Source organism: Glycomyces sp. NRRL B-16210, from assembly GCF_000719515.1.
Taxonomy (GTDB): domain Bacteria; phylum Actinomycetota; class Actinomycetes; order Mycobacteriales; family Micromonosporaceae; genus Glycomyces.
On the sequence record NZ_JOGR01000005.1, the window covers coordinates 133,949 to 159,472 of the forward strand.

Here is a 25,524-nt window from a genome sequence, read left to right on the forward strand (position 1 = left end):
GCGGCCCTCCCGGACCTCGATCGCGTCGACGTACACGCCCCGGCCCTGGTACAGCGGGTCGCTCGCGTAGACCCACCGCAGCCGGGCCGTGCCCTCCGGCAAGACCGCCGCCGCGTCGATCCACTGCCGCCCCGAGAAACCGGAGAACGCGCCCTCGGTGCCCCAGTGGTGGTCCTCGGTGCGCAGGTCTAGCGGCACCGCCGCCCACGTCTCGCCGTCCGCGCTCGCCTCCAGCGCCGCCGTGTCGGTCGCCTCGGTGTCGTACCAGAGCGCGAACGCGGCCGTCCCCTCCGATACCGGGCCCGGCAGCGCCGCCGTCAGTGTCGCCACCGTACCGTCCGCCGTCCCCGCGAACCACGCCTGCTTCCCGGCCTTCGGTTCTACCGGCACCGCCCGGCCGAGCGGCCGGCTCGCCGCGCGCCGGTACACCGACTCGGTGCCCCGCTCCCGCGTCGGGTGCACGCGGTTGGTCAGCAGGACCAGCAGCGTCCCCGCGAGCGGGTCCAGCACGATCGAGGTGCCCGTGTACCCGGTGTGGCCCACCGTCACCGGCGAGCTCATCGCGTCCATGTACCAGCGCTGGCCCAGCTGCCAGCCGAGCCCGCGCGCGGCGCTCTCGCCGAACCCGGCGTTCTGGTCGGTGAAGATCAGCCGCGCGGTGGCCTCGCTGAGGATCTCCGCGCCGCCGTACCGCCCGCCGTTGAGGATCATCTGCCCGAAGACCGCGAGGTCCCAGGCGGTCGCGAACACGCCCGCGTGCCCGGCGACGCCGCCGAAGACCCACGCGTTCTCGTCGTGCACCTCGCCGTGCACCAGGCCCCGGCCCGTCCACGGCTGGTACTCCGTCGCCGCCGTGCGAACGGGGTCGACCGGGTCGTACCCGGTGTCCTCCAGGCCCAGCGGCTCGCAGATCAGCTCCGCCACCAGGGCGTCCAGCGGCTGCCCGGCGACGTGCTCCAGGACCTTGCCGAGCACGATCAGGTTGAGGTCGGAGTACTCGTAGCCGCTGCCGGGCTCGCGCCGCAGCGGATGCGCGTAGATCGCCTCCATGCGCGAACGCTCGTCCGGCAGGTCGTAGAGGTTGACGACCGCGACCATCCCCGAGGTGTGCGACAGCAGCTGCCCCAAGGTGATCGGGGTCTTCTCGGCGTCGAAGGCGTCGAAGTCGGTCAGGTACTCCACCACCGGGGCCTTCAGGTCGATGAGGCCGTCGTCGATGAGGACGCCGGTGACCGCGGCGGTGAAGAGCTTCGAGATCGAGGCGAGGTCGTAGACGGTGTCCTTCTCCGCCGCGAGCCACTCCCGCGACGGCAGCTCGACCGGGCTCGCGCCCTCCTCGTCCCAGCCGGAGTACCGCAGCCGGTGCCCCCCGGCCTCGTGCAGGGCCACGACCCCGTCCCTGGCGGCGAGCACCGCGTAACCGGGGAAGGACGGCTCCGGACCTTCCATATGGGACTGGAGTTCGGGGACGATGCGCTCGATGTGAGCGGTGGTCAATCGCGCTTGTGAACAGGTGCCGTGTCGCAGCCGCAGCGGTGTCTCGGGAAAGGTCACATCGTAGGGTCCGGCTGTCGGCGGGCCGGTCAGTTCGGGCATTGAGGGGCGCTCCTCGGCATTGGCACGGGAGGCGAGCGCGAGCGCAGAACATACCGCCCCCACCGCGCCCCCGAGTACGGTTCGACGCTGCATGATGTCTCCTCGTTATCGTGCCACTACTGAGCGGTGTCGCGATAGAGCAAATACGACTCTCGTTGCTCGGAAAACGCATCCAATTCCCCGGCCCAGAGTCCGGGCAGGTCCTCGGCGTCCGCGCCGGCCTCGATCGCGTGCCGGATCGCCTCGTTCCCTGTCAGTTTGTCCAGCCAGAACGACGCCCCGTCCTGCTCGCGCCACCCGTACTCGGGGAAGGCCCGCCGCTGCGCCACCAGCATCGAAAGCGCCGTCCTGATTGGATCGAACTCGCTCCGATCCGCCACCTGGATCTCCACCCCGCCGCACACCGTTCCCGACCATTTCGAGAAGGTCGGCGAGAAATACGCCTCCCGCACCCGCGTCCCCGGCAGTCCCCGAATCGACTCCGCCCAGACATGGTCGATCCCCGGCGCGCCGAGCAGCTCGAACGGCTTGGTAGTGCCGCGCCCCTCCGACAAGGCGCTGGCCTCGAACAGGCAGGTCCCCGGATAGGCCACCGCGGTGTCGACCGTGGGCATGTTGGGGGAGGGCGCCACCCACGGCAGCCCCGTCTCCTCGAAGTACATGCCGCGGCGCCAGCCGCGCATCCGCACCACGGTCAAGTCCGCGGGGGTCTGCACGAACTCACCGTTGAACAGCCCCGCGAGCTCGCCGACGGTCATGCCGTGGCGCTGCGCGATCGGCTTCAGCCCGACGAACGTGGCGTGCTCGGGGTGGAGCACCGGCCCGCTCGCCTCGGTGCCCGACACCGGGTTGGGCCGGTCGAGCACCACGAACCGCAGCCCGAGCTGTCCGGCCGCCTCCAGCGCCAGGTACATCGTCCAGATGTAGGTGTAGAACCGCGACCCGACGTCCTGGATGTCGAAGACCACCGTCTCGACCCCGGCCTCGACCAGGAGTTCGGCCATCCGGTCCTTGTCGTTGTACGCGTTGTAGACCGGGATGCCGGTCTTCGGGTCGAGGAAGAAGTCCTCGCCTTCGCCAGCCTGCGAGACCCCGCGGAAGCCGTGCTCGGGCCCGAACACGGCCGCGATGTCGACCTTCCCGCTCCCGTGCATGAGGTCGACCTCGTGGGTGAGGTCCGGGAGCACGCCGGTGGGATTGGAGATGATCCCGACGCGTCGGCCCGCGAGGCAGGCGAAGTCGTCCTCCGCCAGCACCTCGATACCGGTGACGACCCGCCGCGGCTTCGCCTGTGCGGGCGCGGCGTTAGTGGCCGCGAGGGCGGCGCCGGCGACGGCGCCTCCGAGAAGCTTCCTGCGCTGCATGGCGGTTCCTCAGTAGGACAGGCCGTGGCCGAATTCGAACAGGATCGCGCCGGACTCTTCCGTGCCGGGGATGTCGACCGGGAGCCGTCCCTGCGGGTGGACCGCGCCGACGATGGTCCTGACGGCGGATTCGAGCCCGCCCGCGGCGTACGAGTAGGTTGCCAGGTACGCGTTGACCACGTCCGGGAAATGCGCGATGTCGTAGGGGTTCGCGACGCCGACCGCGACGACCGGCACCCCGGTGGCCGCGAGGGCCTCCACGAGTTCGATCTGCGTCGGGTTGCCCGCGACCCCGTTGGTGGACACGACGATCAGGCCCGCGCCCTCGACCGCCGCGACCGCTTCGTCGATCTGCTCCCGCGTCGGGGCGATCCCGGTGACCACCGTCGTCGCCGACCAGCCGCGCCGGCCGAACTCGGCGGCGAGTCCCGCGGTCGTGGCCTCGCCCCATCCGGTGACGAGCGCGGACCCGCCGTCGGTGGGCGTCGGCAGCGACCCGTCGTTCACGACCAGGGTGGTGGTGCGGTCGCTGAGCGCCTGCGCCGCTTCGAGGTTCGCCTCGGTCCCGACGATCGAGTCGACGAGTCCGGGGTCGGCGTACGGGTCCTCGAACAGCCCGAGGCGCTGCTTCAGCTCCAGGATCCGGGTGACCGAGGCGTCGATGCGCGCCTCGGTGAGCTCGCCTTCGGCGACGGCGGTGAGGACCGCGTTGTACGCCAGGTCGATGTCCATCGGCATGAGCAGCACGTCGGCCCCGGCCTGGAGCGCGAGCACCGGCACGCGGTCGTCGCCGTAGCCGTCGCGTACGCCCGCCATCTGGAGCGAGTCGGTGACCACGAGCCCGTCGTAGCCGAGCTCGCCGCGCAGGAGCCCGGTGAGGACCGGCTCGGAGAGCGTGGCCGGGCGCAGCGACTCGTCGAGCGCCGGGAACTGGAGGTGGGCGGTCATGACCACGTCCACGCCCGCCTCGACGGCGGCGCGGAACGGCGGGGCGTCGATCGCGAGCCACTCCTCGTAGGTGTGGTCGATGCGCGGCAGCGAGGCGTGGCTGTCGTCCTCGGTGTCGCCGTGCCCGGGGAAGTGCTTGACGGTGGCGGCGAGGTCGCCGCGCGCCTGGTAGCCCTCGACCTGAGCCGCGACCATGGCGGCGACGTGCTCGGGCTCGGAGCCGAAGGACCGCACCCCGATCACCGGGTTCGCCGGGTTGACGTTCACGTCGGCGTCGGGCGCGAAGTTCTGGTTCAGGCCCATGGCGCGCAGCTCGGTCCCGCTGACGACGGCGGCGGCTCGGGCCGCCTCGGGGTCGTGGGTCGCCCCGAGGGCCATGGCGCCGGGTAGCTGCGTCGCGGGCGGGCCGATGCGGGTGACCAGGCCGTGCTCCTGGTCGGTGGCGATGAACAGCGGCGTGCAGCCGCTGCCGAGCGCCGCGTCCTGGAGGCCGTTGGAGAGCGCGGTGATCTGGTCGGGGTCTGCGACGTTGTTCGACCAGGCGAAGTAGATGATCCCGCCGAGGTGGTAGGTCGCGATGAGTTCGGCGGCGTTGTCGACCCCGTGCGCCGCTTGGTTGTTCGCCACGTCGGTCGGATCGGTGGAGTCGGCGCTCTGCCCGTACGCGTAGGTGGTGAAGAGCTGGCCGACCTTCTCCTCCAAGCTCATCGCTTTGAGGCGGCGCTTGACGAAGGCGCCGCGGTCGCCTTGGGCCTGGGCGGTGCCGGAGGCGGCGGCCGCCGCGGCGGCTCCGAGCGCGGCGGCGAGCACGGTCCGGCGGGGATGCGTCTCCATGGGGCGGACTCCAGTCTGTGCGGGGTGGGGCGGGTCCCCGTGCACAGTGCGGCGGTCTCGCGGTGCGGCGAGGTTGGGAATTGCCGCACTGTGCCCGGGTATCACCCGATCCGCTCATCCTGGCAGAAAGTTTCAAGTGAGCGCAAGGCTACGAAGAGAATTTTCGGAGTCGGGTTTCCGGCCCTTGCTTCAGGCGGCTGGTCCGGTCGATTTCGCGGGCGCGGGACGCGGTTTCCGGGCACGACGAACACCGGTTCGGCCGGAAACGATGGGCCCCCGGTTCAACTACCGTGCCCGGTGGGTACGACATTTCGGGCCGGCTGGTGAGGGAGTAGTGGCGAGGGTCACATGATGGTCGGTGTGCGGTGTGCGGTGTGCGGTGTGCGGTGTGCGGTGTGCGGTGTGCGGTGTGCGGTGATCGATCGGTGGTGCCGGATCGCGGCTTGGCGGTGGCGCGGAGTTCTCAGGGCCGCGTCGTCGAGCGTCAGCATTCGGCATGGTCGGTGCGTGCAGCGTGCGGTGATTGATCGGTGGTGCCGGATCGCGGCTTGGCGGTGACGCGGAGTTCTCAGGACCGCGCCGCCTAGCCTCAGGATTCGGCGCTTCTCCCGGCTCAGCGCAGCGCGGGCTCCGCGAAATGGAGCGTCCCCTCGTCGGCATCCAGGGTCGCCTCCAGGCCCAACGGCACCGTCAGCGCGGGGGAGCAGTGGCCGAACCCGAAGTCCTCCACCACCGGCACGCCGAGCATCCCGAGCCGTTCCCCGAGCACCGCCCGGACCTCCTCCTCGGGGCCGCAGTCGGCCCACGACCCGAGCACCACCCCGGCCAGGCCCTCGAACCAGCCGGCCCTGCGCAACTGCGTCAGCGCCCGGTCGATCCGGTACGGCTCCTCGCCCGTGTCCTCCAGCAGCAGCAGCCCGCCCTCGACGTCCTGGCGGTGCTCGGCGGTGCCGATGCCCGCCGCCAGCAGCGTCAGCGTGCCGCCGAAGGTGACGCCGGTGGCCTTGCCGCCCACGAGCGTCCGCGCGGTGGGGGAGACCAGCTTCTGGACCCGCTCGGGTTCGAACAGGGTCTGGCGCAGGTGCTCCCGCGTCTCGGCGCTTTCGATGAACGTCGACCACGACGGCATGGGGCCGTGCAGGGTCGAGGCCTCCACCCGCAGCGCGACCGCCTCGTGCAGGGCCGTCACGTCGCTGAAGCCCACGAACGCCTTCGGGCCGATCTCCTGGAGCCGCCCCCAGCGCACCTGGTCGATCATGCGCTGCGCGCCGTAGCCGCCGCGCGCGGCCACGACCGCCGCGATGGACGGATCGGCCCACGCCGCGGTGAAGTCGGCCGCCCGATCGCGGTCGCTCCCGGCGAGGAACCCGTCCTCGTCCGCCGCGTGCGGCATCACGACCGGTTCGAGTCCCCAGCTTCGCAGCACTTCCAGGCCCGCGTCGAAGGCCGGCCCGGGGGAGGGGCTCGCCGGGGACACGATCGCCACCCGGTCTCCGGGCACGAGTCGGCGCGGGCGTCCCAGCGGTTCGAGGCTCACGTTGTCAGCTCCAGTTCGTGGTCGGGGCCTTCGAAACCGAAGACCCGCGCGTACAGGGCGTGCTCGGCGAGCACCGCGTCCATGATGGTCGAGGCCTGCCGGAACCCGTGCTGCTCGCCCGCATAGGTCCGGTAGGCGTGCGGGACGCCGCTGCCGGCGACGTGCTCCAGCAGCGCCTCGCACTGCGCCGGAAGGCAGATGACGTCCTCGAGTCCTTGCAGGAGCAGGAACGGGGCCGCGATCCGGTCCGCGTTCGCGACCGGCGACCGCTCCCGATTGCGCTCGTGCAGGACCTCGGGAGGCCCGACGAGTCCGGTGATGTACTGCGATTCGAAGTCGTGCGTCTCGTCGCCGGTCCAGCCCACCAGGTCCAGGATCGGGTACTTGATCGTCGCGCACGCGTAGACCCCTTCGGCCGCGGGCGAAGTCAGCGACGCCGCCGCCGTCCAGCCGCCCGCGCTGCCGCCGCGGATCGCGATCCGCGCCGGGTCGGCGCTCCCCTCGGCCGCCAGCGCCCGGGCCACGGCCGCGCAGTCCTCGACGTCGACCACGCCCCACTGCTCGCGCAGCCGCTCGCGGTACTCGCGCCCGTACCCGGTCGACCCGCCGTAGTTCACCTCGACCACGCCGATGCCGCGCGAGGTGAAATAGGCCAGCTCCATGTCGAGCACCGCCCGCACGTTACTCGTCGGCCCGCCGTGGACCCACACCGCGTACGGCGGCAGCTCCCCTTCGGGCCCTTCGTACTCGGGGTTGCGCGGCGGATAGACGTGCGCGTGCACCTCGCGCCCGCCCGGCCCCGGGAAGGTCCGGTGCTCGGGCACCGGGTAGTACGCGGGGTCGACCTCGTCGGCGTGCGCCGCGGCGACGACCCGGGCCGTGCCGGAACCGGTGTCGACCTCGACCACCTCGTAGCCCGAACCCGCGCTCGCGGCGATGCCGTAGACGCGGTCGCCGATCGCGCACAGGCCCGAGGCCCAGTCGGTCCACGGCCCCGCGACGGGGTTCATCCGCCGCTCCCAGGCGTCGAAGATCCCCAGGCGGCTCTCGCCCTTCCCGTGGACGGCGGCGATGTCGCCGCCCGCGAGCGGCTGGAACCACCGCGACCCGAGCGTCCACATCGGTCCGGCGAACTCCTGCTCGGTGGCGTGGACGGGCCCGGTCTCGTTGTCGTACACGTCGACCCAGTGCAGGTTCCACCAGCCGGAGCGGTCGCTCACGAACAGCAGCGAGGCGTCGGCGGCCCATTCGGCCTGCGCGATCGACTCGCCGTCGCCCCCGGCGACCTTGCGCGCGTGTTCGAGCGCGCCGTCCTCGGTCACCGTGGCCCACCACAGCTGCGTCTCGTCCCAAGGCATGTGCGGGTGGTCCCACGCCAGCCACGCGACCGCCGAACCGGTGGGGAGGAGCTTGGGGCCGGTCACGAACCGGTGCGAGCCGTCGGTCAGCTCCCGGATCGCGGCGCGGTCGCCCGCGGCGGACCCGTCGAGCGGCACCGCCGCGAGCGAGCGCCGCACCTCCGTGGGCCGCTCGCCGGTGAACTCCTCCATGACCGCCCAGACCTCGCCGAACTCCTCGACGATCACCGGCTCGCACCAGCGCAGGCCGCTCGGCACCGACCCGGGCGGGGTGAGCGGCACCGGCTCGCCACCGCGGTCGGGTTCGAACCGGTAGAGCCGCTGGTCGGCGAAGTCGGTGAACACCACGAGCGGGCCGTTCGCGCCGACGACGCCCGCCCACGGGTGGCCGCCGTACTCGTGGACGCGGTTGCGCACGTTCCAAGGCGCGGGCAGGACCGACTCGGTCGCCCCGCCCTCACGGCGGCGGACGAGCGCCCGCCGCCCGCCCTCGCCAGGGCGCGGCTCGGTCCACCACAGCTCGTCGCCGACCGCGCCCAGGTGGGCGGGCCTGCCGTCCGAGGCCGCGACCGTCTCGACCGTGATCGGGGACTTCCAAGCGCCGTAAGGGGCCGGTTCGACCGCCTGTGCAACCATGTGGTCTCCTCGCTAGGCGTTCCGCAGGAACTCGTCCAACACTCGCAGGCCGAATCGGAGCCCTTCGACCGGGACCCGTTCGTCCACGCCGTGGGCCAGCCTCCCGTATCCGAACTCCGGAGGCAACCCCAGGGGCGAGAACCCGTAACCGGTGATCCCCAACCGGGCGAACTGCTTCGCGTCGGTTCCTCCCGACATGCAGAACGGCACCGGGTGCCCCTCGGGGTCGAACTTCCGGACCGCCGCGCGCATCGCCGCGAAGGCCGGCGAGTCCACCGGCGCGCCGAGTGGCTGCGTGCGGTGCCGGTAGCGCCAGCGCACCTCGGGCCCGCACAGCGCGTCCATGGTCGCCTCGAACTCGGCCTCGCCGCCCGGCAGCACCCTGCCGTCCACTTCGGCCCGTGCGTGTCCGGGGATGACGTTGACCTTGTAGCCCGCTTCGAGCACCGTCGGGTTCGCGCTGCTGCGCACCGTCGACTCCACGAGCTGCGCGGCCGGGCCGAGCCTCGCGAGCAGGCCGTCCACATCGTCCAGATCCGCTTCGATCCCGTGCAGCGCAGCCAGTTCGGTGAGCGCCGCTCGCACGGTCGGGGTCAGTCGCACCGGCCACTGGTGCGCGTCGATCCGCGCGACGGCCGCCGCGATCTTGCCGACGGCGTTGTCGGGGTTGGCCTTCGAGCCGTGCCCGGCCGTGCCCTCCGCGGTCAGCTCCAGCCACGCCGTGCCCCGCTCGCCCGCCCCGATCGGATAGACCCGCAGGCCGCCGCTGTGGAAGGTGAACCCGCCCGACTCCGAGATCCCCTCCGTGCAGCCCGCGAACAGGTCTGCGTGCGCCTCGGCGAGGTACCCGGCCCCGTACTCGGCGCTGGCCTCCTCGTCGGCGGTGAACGCGATGACGACCGGTCGCCGCGGCCGCACGCCTTCGCGCGCCCAGGACCGCACGGTCGCGAGGACCATCGCGTCCATGCTCTTCATGTCGAGCGCCCCTCGGCCCCAGAGCATCCCGCCGTTCCCGTCGTCGGTGACCTCCCCGGAGAACGGGTGGACGCTCCAGTCCGCGGCCTCGGCCGGGACCACGTCGAGGTGCCCGTGGACCAGCAGCGCTTCGGCGTCCGGGTCCGTCCCCTCGATCCGTGCGACCACATTGGACCGGTTCGGGGCCTTCTCCAGGATCCGCGGCTCGATCCCGGCCTCGGCGAGCTTCCCGGCCGCGTACTCCGCCGCGGCGCGCTCGTCCCCGTCTCCGTCGCCGCGGTTCGTGGTGTCGATCCGGATCAGCTCCGAGGTGAACGCCACGACCTCCTCGAGCGCTCGCGCGTCAGCCATACTGCTCCTCCATCGCCGCCGAGGCGACCGTCGTGACGGCCTTGAAGCACCGGATGGCCTCGTACATCGTCGGGAGCGTGAACGACACCCGGCGCTCGCCGCACCGCTCCACGCCCGGGATCACCGAAGCCGCGCCGACCAGGTGATCGGCGTCGAACTCCACGTCGATCCGGTACGGCCCGCCCTTCACCGGCTCGTGCCGCACCGCCAGCCGCCTCGCCTCCCGCGCGCCCTCGCGGATGAGCCGCGCGGCCGTCTCGGGCGGCAGGCACCGGGCCGCGTACCGCGAGACGCAGTGCTTGACGACCACGCCGACCGCCTCCGGCGCGTAGGAGCGGGCGTCCTCGATGGTCTTGTCGTCGCCGGTCACCATGATCACCGGCACCCCGAACTCGGCCGCCACGGCCGCGTTGAGCCGCCCCTCCGAGGCGCGGACCCCGTTGAGCCACACCGAGGTGACCGTGTTCGCCAGATACGTGTGCGCGAGCACCCCTTCACTGCCGGCCCCCGCGTGGTAGCCGAGGAACACCACGCCCGCGACCTCCCCGTCCCGCACGCCCTCCATCATGGACAGCTCCTTGTGCCGCCCGGTGATGACCTCCGCGTAGGCCTCCAACCGCTCCGGCAGCAGGTTCCGCATCGTCCAATGCGCCTCGTTGACCACCGGCACCACGCCCTCGGCCCCGAGCCCGACCACGACCGCGTTCACGTCGTCGGTGAACAGCGGCCGCATCCGCTCCCAGCCGGGCGTCCCCGGCAGCACGTCGCCCGGGCACGTCACGCCCGTCGCGCCCTCCATGTCGGCACTGATGAGGATCCTCATCCGGCCATCCTCGCAGGCATCGCCGCGTCCAGGTGGCAGGCGACCAGATGCGCCGACTCCGGTCCCAGCCGCGCCGGGTCCTCGCCCTCGCACCGGTCCAGCACCGCCGCCGCCCGACCCGACGCCACCTCCTGGCAGCGCGGCCGGAACCGGCACCCCGCCGGGACCTCCGCGGCATCCGGCAGCTCCCCGGCCAGCACGATCGGCTCGCGAACCGGCGAGTCGGGGAGCACCGACACCAGCGCCCGCGTGTACGGGTGCCGCGGCGCCGTCAGCACCCGCTCGACCGGGCCCTGCTCCACGATCCGCCCCAGGTACATGATCGCGATCCGGTCCGCGATGCTCCACGCCAGACCCAGATCGTGCGTGATCACCAGCGCCCCCAGCCCCGCGTCCTCCTTGAGCCGCAGCAGCAGCGAGAGGATCTCCCCGCGCACCGAGGCGTCCAGCGAGGCCACCGGCTCGTCCGCGACCAGGATGCTCGGCTCCAGCACCAGCGCCCCGGCGATCACCACCCGCTGCCGCTGCCCGCCCGACAGCTCGTGCGGATACGCCAGGAAGAACCGCTCCGGCGGCCGCAGACCCGCCCGCGCCAGCGCCTCGGCCACCCGCCCCGGCTCGTCCTCGCCGATCCCGTGGATCCGCAGCCCCTCGGCCACCGCCTCGTACACCGTGTGCCGCGGGTTCAACGCCCCCGTAGGGTCCTGGAGCACCAACTGCACCTGCCTCCGGTACGCCTTCAACGCCCGCGACGAGAACCGCAGCGGCACGTCCCCGAACGACACCGTCCCACCCGAAGGCCGCTCCAGACCCATCAGCGTCCGCGCCAACGTCGTCTTGCCGCAACCCGACTCGCCCGCCAGCGCCACGATCTCACCCGGAGCCACGTCCAGGTCAACCCCGTCCACCGCCCGCGCCACCCGCCCGCCCGGCAACCCGAACTCCACCCGCAGACCCCTGGCGCGCAACACCTTCGCACCCTCAACCGAAGACAACGGACTCCCCCTCCTGCGCCACGAAGCACGCGCTCGACCGGACCGTCCCGATCCCCGGCACCCGCAGCAGCTCCGGCGACTCCTCGCCGCACCGCTCCACCGCCACCGCGCACCGCGGCCGGAACGAGCAGCCCTCCGGCAGCCGCGCCGGATCCGGCGGATCGCCCGCCAGCCCACCCGGCCGCCCCCGCGACGCCGGGTCCCCGATCACCGGGAACGCGGCCCCCAGCGCCGCCGAATACGGATGCCGCGCGTCCGCGAACACCTCGCGCGCCGGACCCCGCTCGACGATCCGCCCCGCGTACATCACCACCGCCGTGTCGCACACCGCCGACAGCACCGACAGGTCGTGGCTGATCATCACCAACCCCACGCCCCGCTCCTTCACCAGCCCCGTCATCAATTGCAGCACCTGGGCCTGCACCATCACGTCCAACGCCGTGGTCGCCTCGTCGGCGATGATCAGCTCCGGATCGCACGCGAGCGCCATCGCGATCATCACCCGCTGCCGCTGACCCCCCGACAGCTCATGCGGGTAGCTCCGCATCCGCGAAGACGGCAACCCGACCCGCTCCAGCAGCGCCTCCGCACGCGCGGCGGCCTTCGCCGGCGTCGTCCGCTCGTGCACCAGGATCGGCTCGGCCACCTGCCGCCCGATCCGCTGCACCGCGTTGAGCGAGTGCATCGCCCCCTGGAACACGATCGAAGCGCCCGTCCACCGCACCGCCCGCAGACGCCCCCAGCCCATCCGGAGCAGATCCTCACCGTCGAGCAGGATCTCGCCCGAGACCTCCGCGCTCTTCGGCAGCAGCCGCAGCACCGCCATCGCGAGCGTTGACTTGCCGCAACCGGACTCGCCCGCGATCCCCACGATCCGACCGGCCCCGACCGACAGGTCCACGCCCCGCACCGCCGGGATCCGCCCCCGCGAACCGGTGTACGTGACCCACAGGTCCCTGAACTCCAGCAGCGTCACCGCTCACCTCGCAGCCTCGGATTGAACACGGCCTCCAGCGCCCGGCCGCACATCATGAACGCGAGCACCACGACCAGGATCGCCAGGCCCGGCGGCAGCAGGTACCACCACGCGTGCGCCGACACCGCCCCGCTCGAGGAGGCCCGGTTGAGGATCGAGCCCCACGAGACCACCCCCGGGTCGCCCAGGCCCAGCCACGCCAGCGAGGACTCCATGAGGATCGCCGAGGGCACGAGCAGCGTCGCGCTGGCGAGCACGAGCGGCAGCACGTTCGGCAGCACGTGGCGGGTCATCTGGTGCCAGTGCCCGGCGCCGAGCGCCCTGGCCCGCTCCAGGTACGGCCGCGCCTGCACGGTGAGCGTCTGGGCCCGCACGAGCCGGGTCGTGCCCGGCCACGAGACGAGCGCGATCACGGCGACGGTGGTGCCCATGCTCCGGCCGAGCACGGCCAGCAGCGCGATCGCCACGACCAGGCTCGGCAGGACCATGAACCAGTCCGAGATCCGCAGCGCGATCCAGCCGTACCAGCCGCCGACGTGGCCGCTCGTGACGCCCACGGTGGTGCCGATGAGGATCGCGACCACGGTCGCGGTGAGGCCGATGAGGAGCGACAGGCGCGAGCCCCAGAGCGTGAGGGCCAGGATCGACCGGCCCGTCTCGTCGGTGCCGAGCGGGAACTCGGCCGAGGGCGGGGCCATGCGCCCGCCGGTGGCCTGCGTGACGCTCAGCTGCGACTGGTCGACCAGGACCGGCGCGGCGAGCGCCAGGACCACGACCGCGCCCAGGAGCACCAGGCCGACCATGCCGGCCCGCTGGCTCCGGTAGGCCGCCCAAGACCTGGCGAAGGACTGGCGCCTGCGGGCCCATCGCAGGCTCCGCGAAGTGACTGTGCTCGTCATGTTCCCTAACCCGACCTTCGCATCCGCGGGTCGATGAACCAGTAGAGGATCTCCGCGCACAGCACCGCGAGGATGGTGGAGCTGGAGAACAGCACGAACAGCGCCTGGAGGACCGGCCGGTCGGGGTAGAAGATCGACTGCACGAACAGCCGTCCGAGGCCGGGCCAGCTGAAGACGGTCTCGGTGATGATGGAGCCGTTGACGACCGAGCCGAGCGCCAGGAACACGAGCGTGACCGTCGGCAGCAGCGCGTTCGGCACCGCGTGCCTGCGCCGCACCTCGTCGTCGCGCAGGCCCTTGGCCCGCGCGGTGGTCAGGTAGTCGCCGCCCAGTTCGTCCAGGATGGACGAGCGCATGATCATGAGGTACCCGGCGTAGACCACCGCCGTGTAGGTGAGCACCGGCAGCACCAGGTGGTGGCCGATGTCGACCGCCTGCGACCAGAAGTCTGGCGGGGTGCTCGGCGAGCGCATCCCGTTGACCGGGAACAGCCCCAGGTACCGGGCGAAGACCAGGATCACGATCATGCCGAGCCAGAACGTCGGCGCCGAGTACAGCACGAGCCCGGTCGCGACGTGGCCCCGGTCGAACCGGCTGCCCTGCCGCCAGCCGGTGCGCGCCCCGATCCAGAACCCGAGCAGGACCGCGAGCACCATGCCGGTGCCCGAGAGCAGGAGCGTCGCCGGGAGCCGCTCCACGATGAGGTCGAAGATGGGCCTGCGGTACTGGAACGAGTCGCCGAGGTCCATCGTGAGCGTGCCGGTGATGTAGTCCCAGAACTGGCGCCACATCGGCTCGTCGAGCCCGAGTTCGGCCCGCATCGCGGCGCGCTCCTCCGGCGAGACCGGGCGCTCCCTCGTGAGCTGGTCGATCGGGTCCCCGGCGATGAGCCGGAAGATGAAGAACGAGGAGAACAGCACCAGCAGGAGCGACACGGCCGCGCCGCCGACGTGCTTGGCGACGTAGCGGCCGAACCCGCTGGAGACGCGGCCCCTGCGGCCCGCGGGCCGCCGCGCGGACGGAGCCTCGGTCGAGGCCCCGTCCGCGGGCGTGGCGAGATCGGACGGCCGGGTCGCGGGTCCGTTCGCGGTCGTGGCGTCCTCGGGCCCCTCGGCGGGATCACCCTCGGACGGCGTGCTCTCGGTCATTCGCGTTCGTCCGCGGTCTTCCTGCGTCGCAAGGTGAACGCGAGTCCGGCCGCGGCGACGACGACGATCGCCCCGGCGACGGCGACCCAGACCCACACGGAGGTCCCGCCGGCGTCGTCCGAGTCGACCGGCCGCGCCTCCAGGTACGCCCACGCGAAGCCCTGCTGGCCGGTGATCATGCCGCCGTCGGCCGGCTGCGTGCGCAGCCCGGTGACCTTGTCGTGGTTGTAGGCCTCCAGCACGTTCTGGTAGTACAGCCAGATCACGGGCGCGTCGGTATAGAGCAGCCGCTGCTGCTCCTTGACCAGCTCGGCCCGCGCGTCGGGGTCGGACTCGACCTTCTGCTGCTCGTGGAGCGCGTCGAAGTCGGGGTTGCAGTAGGAGTTCTCGCTGGAGCGCTCCGAGCCGTCGGTGAGGGTCGGCAGCACTGCGCAGGTGTGCATCCCGAGCTGCTCGGTCGGGTTCGGGCCCACGCCCCATCCGGAGAAGGCGATGTCGAACTCGCCCAGGTAGGCCAGGTCGTTCAGCGTTGCCTGCTCGATCGGCTCGGCCTCGATCTCCAGGCCCAGCTCGGCCCACCACTCGACCAGGAAGTCCACGATCGTGGCGTAGTCGGTGTTGTCGGCGTGGTGGAAGAACCGGAAGCTCAGCCGTTCCCCGCCGCCGGGCATCGTGCGGACGCCGTCGTCGCCGCGCTCGTACCCGGCGTCGTCGAGCATCGCGTTCGCCGCCTCCAGGTCGAACTCGACCAGGTCGCCTCCGCCGTCCCAGTGCCACTGGCCGAAGATCTTCGGGATGAGCGAGGTCGCGGGGTCGCCGTTGCCGTCGAGGACGGTGTCCACCAGGGCCTGCTTGTCGATCGCGGCGTGCATCGCGTTGCGCACCACCGGGTCCTGGAGCGCGGGGTGCCCGTCGCCGAACTCGGTGCCGTCCTGCGTGACGGCGCCGTGGTTGAGGGTGAGCGACACGTACCGGCGGCCCTGCGCGTTGTTGACCGTCACGTGGTCCTGGGACTCCAGGGCCCCGATCTGGGCCGGGTTGAGCCCGTTGACGATGTCCACCTCGCCCGCTTCGAGCGCGGCCACGGCCGCGTCGGTCTCGGCGTAGTAGTCGTAGACGATCTCGTCGAAGCCCGGGGCGCCGTCCCAGTAGCTCTCGTTGGCCTCGAGGCGCAGGTACTCGCCGGCCTGGTACTCGGTGACCTGGAACGGCCCGGAGCCGACCAGCGGCAGCTCGTTCGCGTCGTCGGCGGACGGGTCCTCGTAGGTCGACCAGACGTGCTCGGGGACGATGAACACCTCGCGGCTGAGCACCTCGGCGGGGGCCGGCTCGGCGAGGGTGAGCACGAACGTGGCGTCGTCGGTCGCCTCGGCGCTCACCAGGTTCCCGGCGAAGTCGATGTTCCAGTCGTGGATCGCCTGGTTCTCGATGAGCAGCCCGTACGTGTAGGCCACGTCGTGGGCCGTCAGCGCCTCGCCGTCGGACCATTCGACGCCCTCGCGGATCGCGAAGGTCCACGTCAGACCGTCCTCGGACTCCGACCACTCGGTCGCCAGGCCCGGGACCGGCTCGTAGTCGTCCGCGCCCATCCTGACGAGCGTCTCGTACGTCATGATGCTGGTGTTGTAGGTGATGATGAAGCGCCGCTTGAACGGGTTGAAGGTGTCGACCTCCTGGTCGGTGGCGACCAGGAGCGTGTCGACCTCGCTGTCCTGGGCCGCGGCGCCGGGAGCGGCGACCGCGAGGGCTCCCGCCGACAGCGTCAGCGAGGCCGCGGCGCAGAGCAGGCGCCGGGTGAGGGAGTGGGGATTCATGGAGCGCAGATCCTCGCATTCGGTTCCGGGCGTTGGGCTCACGTGGTTCGCGGCAGGTCTCGGCGAGGCCCGCGGGCCGAAGATCTGGATGGCCGCGGGTCCTCGATGTACCGAACAGAATGACGGAAGTCTTCTCAAGTTGTCAACGATGTGAAGAAAGTTTTCATTGCCGCAGTATGCGCGGATGTCCCTACCGGCGGGACCCGCCGCGCTCGACCGCATCCGGACGCGCCGCTTTCGTCCCGATTCCCCGCGCGACCTGCCCGCCCGCGGCGCCTCCTTCCGAAGAGTGACACTCATTGTCGGGAATCCGGCAGTCGCATGGCGGGCCCGCGGCCTTCGCGGAGAATGAACACAGTCTGCGACCCCGCCGTCACCGGCTTCACCCCAAGAGGTTCCACTGTGAGCGATCCCGAGTCGTCCCCGCGCGGCGTCACCGCGAAACTCATCGTCCTGCTCCGCGAACTCGCGCTGCACCGCGAACCGGTCGGCGTCTCGCAGCTCTCACGCCGCACCCGGCTCCCCAAGACCACCGTCCACCGGCTGCTCTCGGACCTGGAGGTCCACGGGATCGTCCACCGGGCCGAGCGCCGCTACCAGCTCGCGGCCGCAGGCGGCTGGGAGGAGCCCGACGCCCCGGGAGCGGCGCGGCTGCGCCAGGTGCTCAAGCCCTTCGCACTGGAGCTGTACGGCCGGGTCGGGCACGTGGTCGCCCTCGCGACCGCCGACGGCGACACGGCCCGGTTCCTCGAACTGCTCCACCCGCACCGCTACACCGACGTGCTGCACCGCATCGGCGGCTCCGTCCCGCTGCACTGCACCGCCGCGGGCAAGGCGCTGCTCGCGTTCGACCCGGCCGCGGCCGAGCGCTACCTGCGCGAGGCCGCCCTGGTGCGGCTCACCCGGCACAGCATCGGCAGCCGGAGCGCGCTCGACGCCGCCATCGCCGAAACCCGACTGCGCGGCATCGCCCTCGAACGCGAGGAGCACCTCCTCGGCTTCTGGGGCGCGGCCGCGCCGGTCACCGGCGTGAACGGCCAGGCCGTCGCCGCGATCGGCCTCGCCGGACCGGTGCGCGGCTTCCAGCCCGCCGAGCACCTGGCGCAACTGCGCCACATAGCCAAGCGGGCCTCAGAAGCACTCCAGCACTGAGGCCCGCGATCTGACCGCCCGCTCTGTCGCCGCACGCCGCCGCCCGCCGCGCGGCGGGGAGTTCGGGCGGTGAGCGGTTCGGGCGGCATCGGATCGGTCGCATGATCGGCGACCCGACCCGACCCGACCTGACCCGACCCGACCCGACCCGACCCTCGGCGAGTCCTCTCCCGCACGCTCCGCCACCGCGCCCGGCGACGTACGCGAGCCGTAACGCCTCCTATGCACTGAACGGTCCGTTCCGCACTCCGGAACGGTTTCGTTCCAGGCCCCGGAACACCCGGACCGAACCCGGTCCACATCGGCCTCACCGCCCCTACCTTCGTTCCATGCGCCCAACCCCGCTTCGGATCGTCGGCCGCCCGTTCGCGCGCTTCGCCGCCCACACGGGCGCCCTCACCGTGGACCAGGCCCTCGACGCCCTCCGCTCGGGCGCCCTCGACCCGACGGGCGCCGTCGCGCTCGTCCCCGCGCTCGGCGTCACCGAGACCGAATGGGCCGAAGTCGAAACCGCCGCCCTCGCGGCCGCGAACCTCACCGCCGCCCCCTACCCGCACCGCGAACCCGTCGCGGCCGGACTGCACAAACGCGACCCGCGCAACGTCCTCATCGCCGACCTGCGCGAGAGCGCCACCTTCCACTGGCGCGCCGAACTCGTCCTCCACCCCGACGCCGCCCCCTTCGCCGACCGCGACAACGGCACCGGCCACCTGCCCGGCATGGTCGAGGTCGAAGCCGGCGTCCAGATGGCCATGGGCGTCACCGAGCGCTACCTGCTGCCGAGCCCGGGGGAGTTCGTCTTCACCACCAGCGGCCTCGACCTCGCCTTCGCGGCCTTCCTGTTCCCGCTGCCCGCCCACGTCGAGCTCCGCGCCGACCGCGTCGGCCACCCCGCGCCCGAGATCCTCGAACTCGAGGCCACCGTCACGATCCACCAGAGCGGCAACGAGATCGCGACCATGCGGTTCCGCTCCCGCGCCTACGGGCGCGCCCTCTTCGACCGCCTCGAACGCGACCGGGCCCGCGCCGCGGCCCGGACCACCGAAACCACCACTTTGGAGCACCGATGAGCAATCCGCCTCTCGCCGGCCGCCGCGCCCTCGTCACCGGGGCCTCCCGCGGCATCGGCCGCGCCATCGCCCTCGGCCTCGCCGACGCCGGAGCGGACGTCGCGATCCTCGCCCGCGGCACCGAGGCGCTCGACGCCGTCGCCGCCGAGATCAAGGAACGCGGCCGCGACGCCGTGGCCCTCACCTGCGACGTCACCGATCCCGACCGCCTCACCGAAGCGTTCGGCGAAGCGGTCGAGGGCCTCGGCGGCCTCGACATCGTCGTCAACAACGCCGGCGGCTTCTTCCACTCCGGACCGTTCCTCTCCCTCACCGACGGGGACTGGGAACGGACCCGGGGCCTCAACCTCGACCCCACGGTGCGGCTCCTGCGGCTCGCCGGGACCCACCTCACCGCGAACGGCGGCGGCTCGGTCCTCAACGTCACCTCCGTCGCCGGGCTCGGCGGCGCGCCTCGCCTCGCGCTCTACGCCCTCTGCAAGGCCGCCCTGGTCTCGCTGACCCAGACCCTCGCCGTCGAATGGGCCCGCGACGGCGTCCGGATCAACGCCGTCGCCCCCGGCTGGATCGACACCGAGCTCACCGGCGGGTTCACCGGCGTCCCCGCGGTCAAGCAGGCCCTCCAGAACGAGGTCCCGCAGGACCGCTGGGGCACGCCCGAGGATGTGGTCGACGCGGCCGTCTACCTCAGCGGCGACGGGGCCCGCATGGTCACCGGCGCCGTTCTCGTCCTCGACGGCGGGCTCACCAGCCAGTTGTCCTCCGTCGCCCGCGACCTGCTCCACCTCGGCCGCCTCGCGGCCTGAACCGGAGCGAGCGGCCCGAAAGCGCCGCTTTCGGAGGCGGTGGTTTCCAGAGCACCGCCTCCGAAAGCGCCGCCGCCAAGGCCTCGCCGAAACCTCCGCTCCCGAAAACCTTGAACCGCGAACTTCCCACCTCCGAGGACCTCGAACTCCGAACCTCCCACCGCTGAACGGAGCCCGCATGAACGCCACCGACCCCGTCGCCGCCGCCCGGGACCGGATCGCCCTGATCCTCGAAGTCGCCGCCGCCGAACTCACCGACGAGGCCGACTTCCGCGAGGACCTCGAAGCCGACTCGCTTCAGATCGCCGAGATCAGCGCCGTCCTCGAAGACGACTTCGGCCTGGAGCCCGACCCCGACGCGCCGCCCGCCCGCTTCTCCGACGTCCGCGACCGGCTCGGCACCGAGGACCGGCCGTGAGCGCGCGCCGCGTCGCGGTCACCGGGCTCGGGCCGGTCAGCCCCATCGGCACCGGCCGCGCCGCCTTCGCCGAGGCGCTGCTCGCCGGGCGCGGGGGACTGCGGCCCGTGACCGCCTTCGACACCACGGGCTTCCAGATTCACCACGGCTGCGAGGTCCAGGACTTCGATCCCGAAACATGGCTCGAACGCCTCGACCCCGCCGAGACCGGCCGCGCCGCCGCCTTCGCGATCGCCGCGGCCCGCCTCGCTCTGGCGGACGCGGGCCTCGACCCGGCCGACCTGCGTGACGAGGCGGTCCTCATCGCCTTGGGCACCAGCGACACCGAGGCCCGGGAAGAGGACCGCCTCGCTGTTGAGTCCGCCGTAGCCGGACCTTCCGGCATCGAGGCGGCCACCGCGCTGCGCTACACCGGCGGCCTCGCCGTGCAGGTCGCCCGCGACCTGGCGTTGTCGAGCGCCGAACCGCTCGACGTGGCCGCCGCCTGCGCCGCCGGGAACCACGCCATCGCTTACGGGCTCGATGCGATCCGGCTCGGGCACGCCGACATCGCGCTGTGCGGCGGGGCCGACTCGTTCTCCCGGCGCATGTTCGCCTCGTTCCACCGGGTCGGGACGCTGGCGCCGGACGCCTGCCGCCCGTTCGACACCGACCGCGCGGGCACGGTGGTCGGTGAAGGCGCGGGGGTGCTGGTCCTCGAAGCGCTCGACCACGCCGAGGCGCGCGGCGCGCGCGTCATCGGTGAACTGATCGGCGCGGCCTCTAACTGCGACGGCCTCCATCCAGTCGCCCCCGACAGCGCCTCAGTGGCCGAGTGCATCCGCCTGGCACTCAAGGACGCCGGTTTGGAACCTTCTGATGTGGACGCGATCTGCGCCCACGGCACCGGAACGCCTGTCAACGACGTCAACGAGGCCCGGTCGATCCGGAGCGTCTTCGGCGAGTCCCTGCCGCCCGTGGTCGCGGTGAAGCCGATGCTCGGGCACGCGATGGGCGCTTCGTCGGCGCTCGGAGCGATCGCGGCGGCGGTGGCGCTCGACGCGCAGTTCCTGCCGCCGACGGTCAACCACCGCCGCACCGATCCGGCGTGCGGCGTCGACTGCGTGCCGGGAACGGGCCGTGCGGCGAAGCTCCGCGTGGTGGAGAACCACGGCTTCGGCTTCGGCGGCTCCAACGCGGTAGTCCTCATCGGACAGGCAGAGCGATGACAAAACTGCCAATTCGGTTTGGCCCCACCGGTCCCGAGTCGACCACCCGCGGTGCCGATGTGCGCACTGGCGGCGGCCGTGGCTCGTTCGCCGCGGGCCCTCAGGCCGCCGGTGTGCGCAGTCAGCCAGACGGTGTCTCGACGCGCCAGCCGAGCCTTCCTCGCCCGGTCTTCCCCGAGTCGGTTTCCCTCGGTGCCGCTGCTTGCGCCGGTGATGGCGGGGCGCTCGCTGGGGACCGTTCGATTTCCGGCCTACATGGTCAGACCGGTGGTGTCCCACGGAACCGCCCTGGCTCCGTTGGGCGCACCGGAATCGGCGGGGCGTTCGGCGCCGATTGCCGGGTTTCCGGCCTGGGCGGTGTCCCCTTGAGTCTGCCCGGCGCCGCGTTCCCCGAGCCGGTCGCCCGGGGTGCTTCTGCTTGCGCCAACTGCGGCGGAGCTCTCGCGGCGGACTGTTCGGTTTCCGGCCCGCGTGGTCAGACTGGCCGCGTCTCGCGGAACTGCCCCCGCTCCGCAGGGCGCGCCGAAACTGGCGGGGCACCCGTTGCCGATCCTCCGGACTCCGGCCTTCGCAGTCAACCGGGCGGTGTCCTGCCGAACCGGCCCTTCCCGGCCGGTCTCGGCTCGGCCACCCTCAGCGCTGCCTTGTGCGGCCCCGAACTCGCTTTCCGCTTCTATCTCACTTCCGGCCCCGGGCGCTTTGCGCTCGGTTCCCCTCCTTCGAGGAGCACCGCATGAGCGTCCGCATCGCCGATTTCGCCTCCTGGTCCGCCCTCGGCCCCGACTCCGCGGCCTTCACCCCTGCCGACCCGCCACCGACCTCCCACGACGCCGCCTTCCCTCCCACCGGCGCCCGCACCGTCCCCGGTTTCGACCCCGCCGTCGAGATCGGGCCCAAGGGCATCCGCTCCATGGACCGCGCCACCGCCTTCGCCGTCGCCACCGCCGGACGACTCCTCCACCGTTCCGAACCCGCCGACCGCGCCCGCACCGGACTCGTCCTCGCCACCACCGCCGGCAGCCTCCAGACCATGCTCGACCTCGGCACCGACTCCCTCACCAAGGCCAAACCCCACCAGATCGACCCGGGCCGCATCCCCGTCGGCGTCATGAACTACGCCGCCGGGCAATGCGCCATCCATCACCGCCTCACCGGACCCAACGTCACCATCCCCGGCGGACGCAGCGCCATGGCCCTCGCCCTCCGCTTCTCGCAGCGGCTGCTCGCCTCCGGCCGCGTCGACCAGGTCCTCTGCGGCGCGAGCGAAGAGGCCACCCCCGCCCGCGCCTGGCTCGAACACCGGGCCCGGCCACCGGCCGCCCCCGCGTCCCCGATCGGCGAAGGCTGCGTCATGCTCCGCCTCGTCGCCGCCAACGGCGTGCCCGGACCCCGCATCACCGCCGTCACCACCGAACTCGCCCTCCCGGGCACCGACCCGGCCGCCGCCCTCGAAACCGCCCTGCGCCGCGCCCTCGCCGCCGCCCGCACCGGACCCGAAGTCGTGCGCGCCATCGCCACCGGCGCCGACCTCGACGGCCACGCCGAAGCCGAGACCGAAGCCCTCCAAGCGGTCTTCGGCCCCAGCGCCCGCCGCCTGACCGCCCACGCCCACCTCGGCGACACCTCCGCCGCCACCGCCGGATTCGCGCTCCTCGCCCTCCTGGAGACCGCCGCCGCCGAACGCCGCCCGAGCGGCGAAGCGTTCGCCGCGACCACCATCGACCGCCGCGGCCTCGCCTGCTGCCTCATCGGAAGGACCTGAACGTGACCTCCTGGGGCCTCCTCGGCACCGGCGCCTACGCGCCCGAGCACATCGCCGACAACACTGCCGTGGCCGCGCCGCTCGGCGCCGACCCGCAGTGGATCCTCGACGCCACCGGCATCCGCGAACGGCGCCGCGCCGCACCCGACCAGGCCGCCTCCGACCTCGCCGCCCACGCCGCCAGGGCCGCCCTCTACAACGCCGGGCGCACCGTGGACGACCTCGGCCTCATCGTCGTCGGCACCTCCACACCGGACGAACTCGGCCCCTCCACCGCCTGCCGCGTCCAGGCGCACCTCGGCGCGGGCCGCGCGGTCGCCTTCGACGTGGGCGCCGCCTGCGCCGGCTACCTCTTCGGCCTCGGCCTCGCCCGCGACTGGCTCGCCGCCCACCCCGGCTCCGGCGACGCCCTCGTCATCGGCGTCGAGGTCTACTCCCGCTTCCTCGACCCCGCCGACCGCTCCACGGCCGTCCTGTTCGGCGACGGCGCCGGAGCGAGCGTCCTCGGCGCCGTCCCCGAAGGCGGCCTCGCATCGGTGCGCCTCGGCTCCGACGGCACGCGCGCCGACACCGTCCTCATCCCCGCCGGAGGCAGCCGCCTCCCCGCCGGCCCCGGCACCCTCGCCGAAGGCGCCCACCACATCCGCATGGACGCCCCCGCCATCCGCCGCGCCCTCCCCGAGCTGTTCGACCGGATGCTCGCCGAGATCCTCGCCGAGCACCGGATCACCCTCGACGACATCGACCTCGTCGTACCCCACCAGCCGAACCCGCGGACCCTGCGGATCTTCGCCGAGCACGCCGCGATCCCGTTCGCCAAGTTCGCCGTCATCGGCGAACGCCTCGGCAACATCGGCGCGGCCTCGATCCCCACCGCGCTCGCCGCCGCCGACGCCGAAGGCCGCCTCCAACCCGGCGACCGCGTGCTCCTCATCGCGATCGGCGCCGGACTCACCTGGGGCGCGACCTTGATCCACTGGACCGCGGCGAACCCGAGAAAGGCCCGAGCATGACCACTGACGACAGCACCGACGACTTCCGCGAACTCCTCGCCCACCCCGCCTACGACCGCCCTTCCGGGCTCACCGCCGAGCAGCTCCACCGGGACACCTACCGGCGGCTGCGGCGCCTGCGCTCCGCAGTCGGCCCCGCCGCCGACCTCCTGGCCGACCGCGCCCGCCTCTGCGACCTCGCCTCCTGGACCGCGATCCGCGACCCCGCCCTCTTCCACGCCCTCCTCGTCCACTACACCCTGTGCCTCAACGGGATCGCCAAGTTCGCCGCCGACCCCGCCGCCGCACTGGCCCGCCTCGAACGCGACGGCGACACCGGTGTCCTCCTCCTCACCGAGGCCGGCCGCAGCGGCAGCCACCGCACGATCCGCACTGAGGCCCGCTTCGACCCCGCCACCGGCGAATTCGTCCTCCACACCCCGAGCGTGGACGCCGTCAAGTTCCCGACCGCCACGGCCGCCGACTCCCCGAAGACCGCCCTCGTCCACGCGCGCCTCATCACCGGCGGCGTCGACTGCGGCGTCTTCTGCTTCGCCGTGCCGCTCGGCGGCGGCCACGGCATCCCGCCGGGCCTCGTGATCAGCCCGGCCCCCGAGGTCGCGACGCTGCCATCGGACTACGCCGCCGTCGCCTTCGACCATGTGCGGCTCCCCTTCACCGCCTGGCTCAGCGACGGCGCGACCATCGACGAGGCCGGGCGCTGCACCGACCCGCTCGGCTCGCCCGAAGCGCGGCTGCGCCGCTCCATGAGCCCCGGCGCCGAGACCTGGCTCGCCCTCACCGCCGCCTCCGCGGGCATGGCCCGCGCCGCCTCCGCCATCGCGATCCGCTACTCGCTCACCCGCACGACTTCCGACGCCCTCGCCGCCGCCCGGCCGGTACTCGACTGCCGCAACCAGCACGTCGAGCTGCTCGGCGCCCTCGCCGACGCCCTCGCCCTCACCACCCTCACCGACAGCGCTTCGAAAGGCAGCGCCTCCGACGGCAGTGCTCCGACGAGCCCCACCGCAACCGACACCACGGAACCGTCCCGTCCCACCGCCGTCTGGGCCCCCTGGTCCGCGGTCGACCCGCTGCTGCCGCTGTTCAAAGCGGTCGCGGTGGACACGGCCGAACGCGTCGCGGCCTCCTGCCGCGAGCGCTGCGGCGCGCCGGCCTATGTGGGCACGCCGCTGCTCATGTCCTACCTCTCCGCCGCGCACGCCTACCGGTCCGCCGGAGGCGACAACACCCTGATCCGCCTCGACACCGCCCGCAACATGGCCGCGAACGCCGGCTACGAACCGCCCGCCGACGACCCGCCGCCCGCGCTGGACACCGGCGAGGACTTCCTCGACCTCGCCCGCTCCTGCGAGCACCGGCTCCATGCGCTTCTGCGCGACCGGCTCGCGGCGGCCCGCGAGGGAGGCGAGGACGAGTTCACCGCCTGGAACGACCGGTCCGAGCTCGCCCTGGACACCGCCGGCGTCTACGCCGAGCGGCTGCTGATGGAGCGCTTCGCGGTCGGCGCGGACCCGGATCTGCTGCTCCTCCACGGCGTCTCGTGGCTGCGGCGCCGCGCCGGCGCCCTCCTGCGCTGCGGACTGATCGGCCCGACCGATCTCGACACCGCCGAGAGGATCGCCCACGAGGCCTGCGACCGGTTGCTGCCCCGCGCCGCCGTGATGGTGGACGCCTTCGGCGTCGACCAGGCGTTCACCGGCACGTTCATGGCCGCCGACGACTACCTCTCCGCCTTCGCCGCCGAGTTCGGACTCCACGCGTCGCCGTGGGAGGAGCGGCCTGCCGACCGTGTCGTCCAACCCCGCCATGTGAACGTGCGCAACCGGTGACGCTCCGGC

19 protein-coding genes and 1 pseudogene are annotated in these 25,524 nt (G+C 72.7%); 8 read left to right on the forward strand and 12 right to left on the reverse strand.

Features of this window, described 5'->3' with window-relative positions:
* Positions 1–429: 429 nt before the first annotated feature.
* From IF12_RS26550 to IF12_RS0108585, 12 genes and pseudogenes are all read right to left on the reverse strand, one after another.
* Positions 430–1,689, reverse strand: a pseudogene (locus IF12_RS26550) (serine hydrolase domain-containing protein); the annotation flags it as partial.
* Positions 1,690–1,712: 23 nt separating this feature from the next.
* Positions 1,713–2,960: an exo-beta-N-acetylmuramidase NamZ domain-containing protein gene (locus IF12_RS0108535; RefSeq protein ID WP_030156900.1), complete on the reverse strand. Its 1,248-nt coding sequence runs from the start codon at positions 2,958–2,960 to the stop codon at positions 1,713–1,715.
* 9 nt (positions 2,961–2,969) lie between these two features.
* Positions 2,970–4,742, reverse strand: a complete 1,773-nt coding sequence (locus IF12_RS0108540; protein WP_030156902.1) for a glycoside hydrolase family 3 protein — start codon at positions 4,740–4,742, stop codon at positions 2,970–2,972.
* Between the two features lie 613 nt (positions 4,743–5,355).
* The gene (locus IF12_RS0108545) at positions 5,356–6,279 is read right to left on the reverse strand and encodes an LD-carboxypeptidase (RefSeq protein ID WP_030156904.1); all 924 of its coding nucleotides are present in this window, start codon (positions 6,277–6,279) and stop codon (positions 5,356–5,358) included.
* Entirely contained in the window at positions 6,276–8,273 is a 1,998-nt protein-coding gene (locus IF12_RS0108550; protein WP_030156907.1) for a prolyl oligopeptidase family serine peptidase, read from the reverse strand. Before IF12_RS0108550 ends, IF12_RS0108545 begins: the two co-directional genes overlap by 4 nt.
* A 12-nt stretch (positions 8,274–8,285) precedes the next feature.
* Positions 8,286–9,599: a M20/M25/M40 family metallo-hydrolase gene (locus IF12_RS0108555; RefSeq protein WP_030156908.1), complete on the reverse strand. Its 1,314-nt coding sequence runs from the start codon at positions 9,597–9,599 to the stop codon at positions 8,286–8,288.
* Positions 9,592–10,422, reverse strand: coding sequence for a M55 family metallopeptidase (locus IF12_RS0108560; protein WP_030156910.1), 831 nt, complete (start codon positions 10,420–10,422; stop codon positions 9,592–9,594). Before IF12_RS0108560 ends, IF12_RS0108555 begins: the two co-directional genes overlap by 8 nt.
* A complete protein-coding gene (locus tag IF12_RS0108565; protein ID WP_030156912.1) occupies positions 10,419–11,417 on the reverse strand; it encodes an ABC transporter ATP-binding protein in 999 nt (332 codons plus the stop codon). Before IF12_RS0108565 ends, IF12_RS0108560 begins: the two co-directional genes overlap by 4 nt.
* Positions 11,404–12,393 (reverse strand): ABC transporter ATP-binding protein, encoded by a 990-nt coding sequence (locus IF12_RS0108570; RefSeq protein ID WP_051704136.1) that lies wholly within the window; start codon positions 12,391–12,393, stop codon positions 11,404–11,406. The genes IF12_RS0108565 and IF12_RS0108570 overlap by 14 nt, the downstream gene beginning before the upstream one ends.
* Positions 12,390–13,292 carry an ABC transporter permease gene (locus IF12_RS0108575; protein WP_030156918.1) on the reverse strand — a complete coding sequence of 301 codons (903 nt, stop codon included), beginning with the start codon at positions 13,290–13,292 and terminating at the stop codon, positions 12,390–12,392. Before IF12_RS0108575 ends, IF12_RS0108570 begins: the two co-directional genes overlap by 4 nt.
* A gap of 5 nt (positions 13,293–13,297) precedes the next feature.
* The gene (locus tag IF12_RS0108580) at positions 13,298–14,440 is read right to left on the reverse strand and encodes an ABC transporter permease (RefSeq protein ID WP_030156920.1); all 1,143 of its coding nucleotides are present in this window, start codon (positions 14,438–14,440) and stop codon (positions 13,298–13,300) included.
* Entirely contained in the window at positions 14,437–16,254 is a 1,818-nt protein-coding gene (locus IF12_RS0108585) for an ABC transporter substrate-binding protein (RefSeq protein ID WP_030156922.1), read from the reverse strand. The genes IF12_RS0108580 and IF12_RS0108585 overlap by 4 nt, the downstream gene beginning before the upstream one ends.
* Before the next feature lie 402 nt (positions 16,255–16,656).
* On the opposite strand from IF12_RS0108585, the gene IF12_RS0108590 reads away from it, so the two are divergent.
* From IF12_RS0108590 to IF12_RS0108625, 8 genes are all read left to right on the forward strand, one after another.
* Positions 16,657–17,406 (forward strand): IclR family transcriptional regulator, encoded by a 750-nt coding sequence (locus tag IF12_RS0108590; RefSeq protein ID WP_051704137.1) that lies wholly within the window; start codon positions 16,657–16,659, stop codon positions 17,404–17,406.
* 329 nt (positions 17,407–17,735) lie between these two features.
* Positions 17,736–18,476 carry an AfsA-related hotdog domain-containing protein gene (locus tag IF12_RS23895; protein ID WP_030156927.1) on the forward strand — a complete coding sequence of 247 codons (741 nt, stop codon included), beginning with the start codon at positions 17,736–17,738 and terminating at the stop codon, positions 18,474–18,476.
* The gene (locus IF12_RS0108600; RefSeq protein WP_051704138.1) at positions 18,473–19,282 is read left to right on the forward strand and encodes an SDR family NAD(P)-dependent oxidoreductase; all 810 of its coding nucleotides are present in this window, start codon (positions 18,473–18,475) and stop codon (positions 19,280–19,282) included. The genes IF12_RS23895 and IF12_RS0108600 overlap by 4 nt, the downstream gene beginning before the upstream one ends.
* 178 nt (positions 19,283–19,460) lie before the next feature.
* Complete coding sequence (locus IF12_RS26100) at positions 19,461–19,700, forward strand: phosphopantetheine-binding protein (protein ID WP_030156932.1); 240 nt, start codon at positions 19,461–19,463, stop codon at positions 19,698–19,700.
* Positions 19,697–20,908, forward strand: coding sequence for a beta-ketoacyl synthase (locus IF12_RS0108610; protein ID WP_030156935.1), 1,212 nt, complete (start codon positions 19,697–19,699; stop codon positions 20,906–20,908). Before IF12_RS26100 ends, IF12_RS0108610 begins: the two co-directional genes overlap by 4 nt.
* Before the next feature lie 733 nt (positions 20,909–21,641).
* A complete protein-coding gene (locus tag IF12_RS0108615; RefSeq protein WP_051704139.1) occupies positions 21,642–22,670 on the forward strand; it encodes a beta-ketoacyl synthase N-terminal-like domain-containing protein in 1,029 nt (342 codons plus the stop codon).
* Between the two features lie 2 nt (positions 22,671–22,672).
* Positions 22,673–23,683, forward strand: coding sequence for a 3-oxoacyl-ACP synthase III family protein (locus tag IF12_RS0108620; protein WP_030156940.1), 1,011 nt, complete (start codon positions 22,673–22,675; stop codon positions 23,681–23,683).
* On the forward strand, positions 23,680–25,515 hold the full coding sequence (locus tag IF12_RS0108625; RefSeq protein ID WP_051704140.1) for an acyl-CoA dehydrogenase: 1,836 nt from the start codon (positions 23,680–23,682) through the stop codon (positions 25,513–25,515). The genes IF12_RS0108620 and IF12_RS0108625 overlap by 4 nt, the downstream gene beginning before the upstream one ends.
* Positions 25,516–25,524 lie beyond the last annotated feature (9 nt).

Coding starts and splice junctions, on each gene's coding strand:
- IF12_RS0108555 (WP_030156908.1), bottom strand. CDS start 9,599: ATGGCTGACGCGCGAGCGCTCGAGGAGGTCGTGGCGTTCACCTCGGAG.
- IF12_RS0108540 (WP_030156902.1), bottom strand. CDS start 4,742: ATGGAGACGCATCCCCGCCGGACCGTGCTCGCCGCCGCGCTCGGAGCC.
- IF12_RS26100 (WP_030156932.1), top strand. CDS start 19,461: ATGAACGCCACCGACCCCGTCGCCGCCGCCCGGGACCGGATCGCCCTG.
- IF12_RS0108575 (WP_030156918.1), bottom strand. CDS start 13,292: ATGACGAGCACAGTCACTTCGCGGAGCCTGCGATGGGCCCGCAGGCGC.
- IF12_RS0108580 (WP_030156920.1), bottom strand. CDS start 14,440: ATGACCGAGAGCACGCCGTCCGAGGGTGATCCCGCCGAGGGGCCCGAG.
- IF12_RS0108560 (WP_030156910.1), bottom strand. CDS start 10,422: ATGAGGATCCTCATCAGTGCCGACATGGAGGGCGCGACGGGCGTGACG.
- IF12_RS0108615 (WP_051704139.1), top strand. CDS start 21,642: ATGAGCGTCCGCATCGCCGATTTCGCCTCCTGGTCCGCCCTCGGCCCC.
- IF12_RS0108535 (WP_030156900.1), bottom strand. CDS start 2,960: ATGCAGCGCAGGAAGCTTCTCGGAGGCGCCGTCGCCGGCGCCGCCCTC.
- IF12_RS23895 (WP_030156927.1), top strand. CDS start 17,736: ATGCGCCCAACCCCGCTTCGGATCGTCGGCCGCCCGTTCGCGCGCTTC.
- IF12_RS0108625 (WP_051704140.1), top strand. CDS start 23,680: ATGACCACTGACGACAGCACCGACGACTTCCGCGAACTCCTCGCCCAC.
- IF12_RS0108600 (WP_051704138.1), top strand. CDS start 18,473: ATGAGCAATCCGCCTCTCGCCGGCCGCCGCGCCCTCGTCACCGGGGCC.
- IF12_RS0108550 (WP_030156907.1), bottom strand. CDS start 8,273: ATGGTTGCACAGGCGGTCGAACCGGCCCCTTACGGCGCTTGGAAGTCC.
- IF12_RS0108585 (WP_030156922.1), bottom strand. CDS start 16,254: ATGAATCCCCACTCCCTCACCCGGCGCCTGCTCTGCGCCGCGGCCTCG.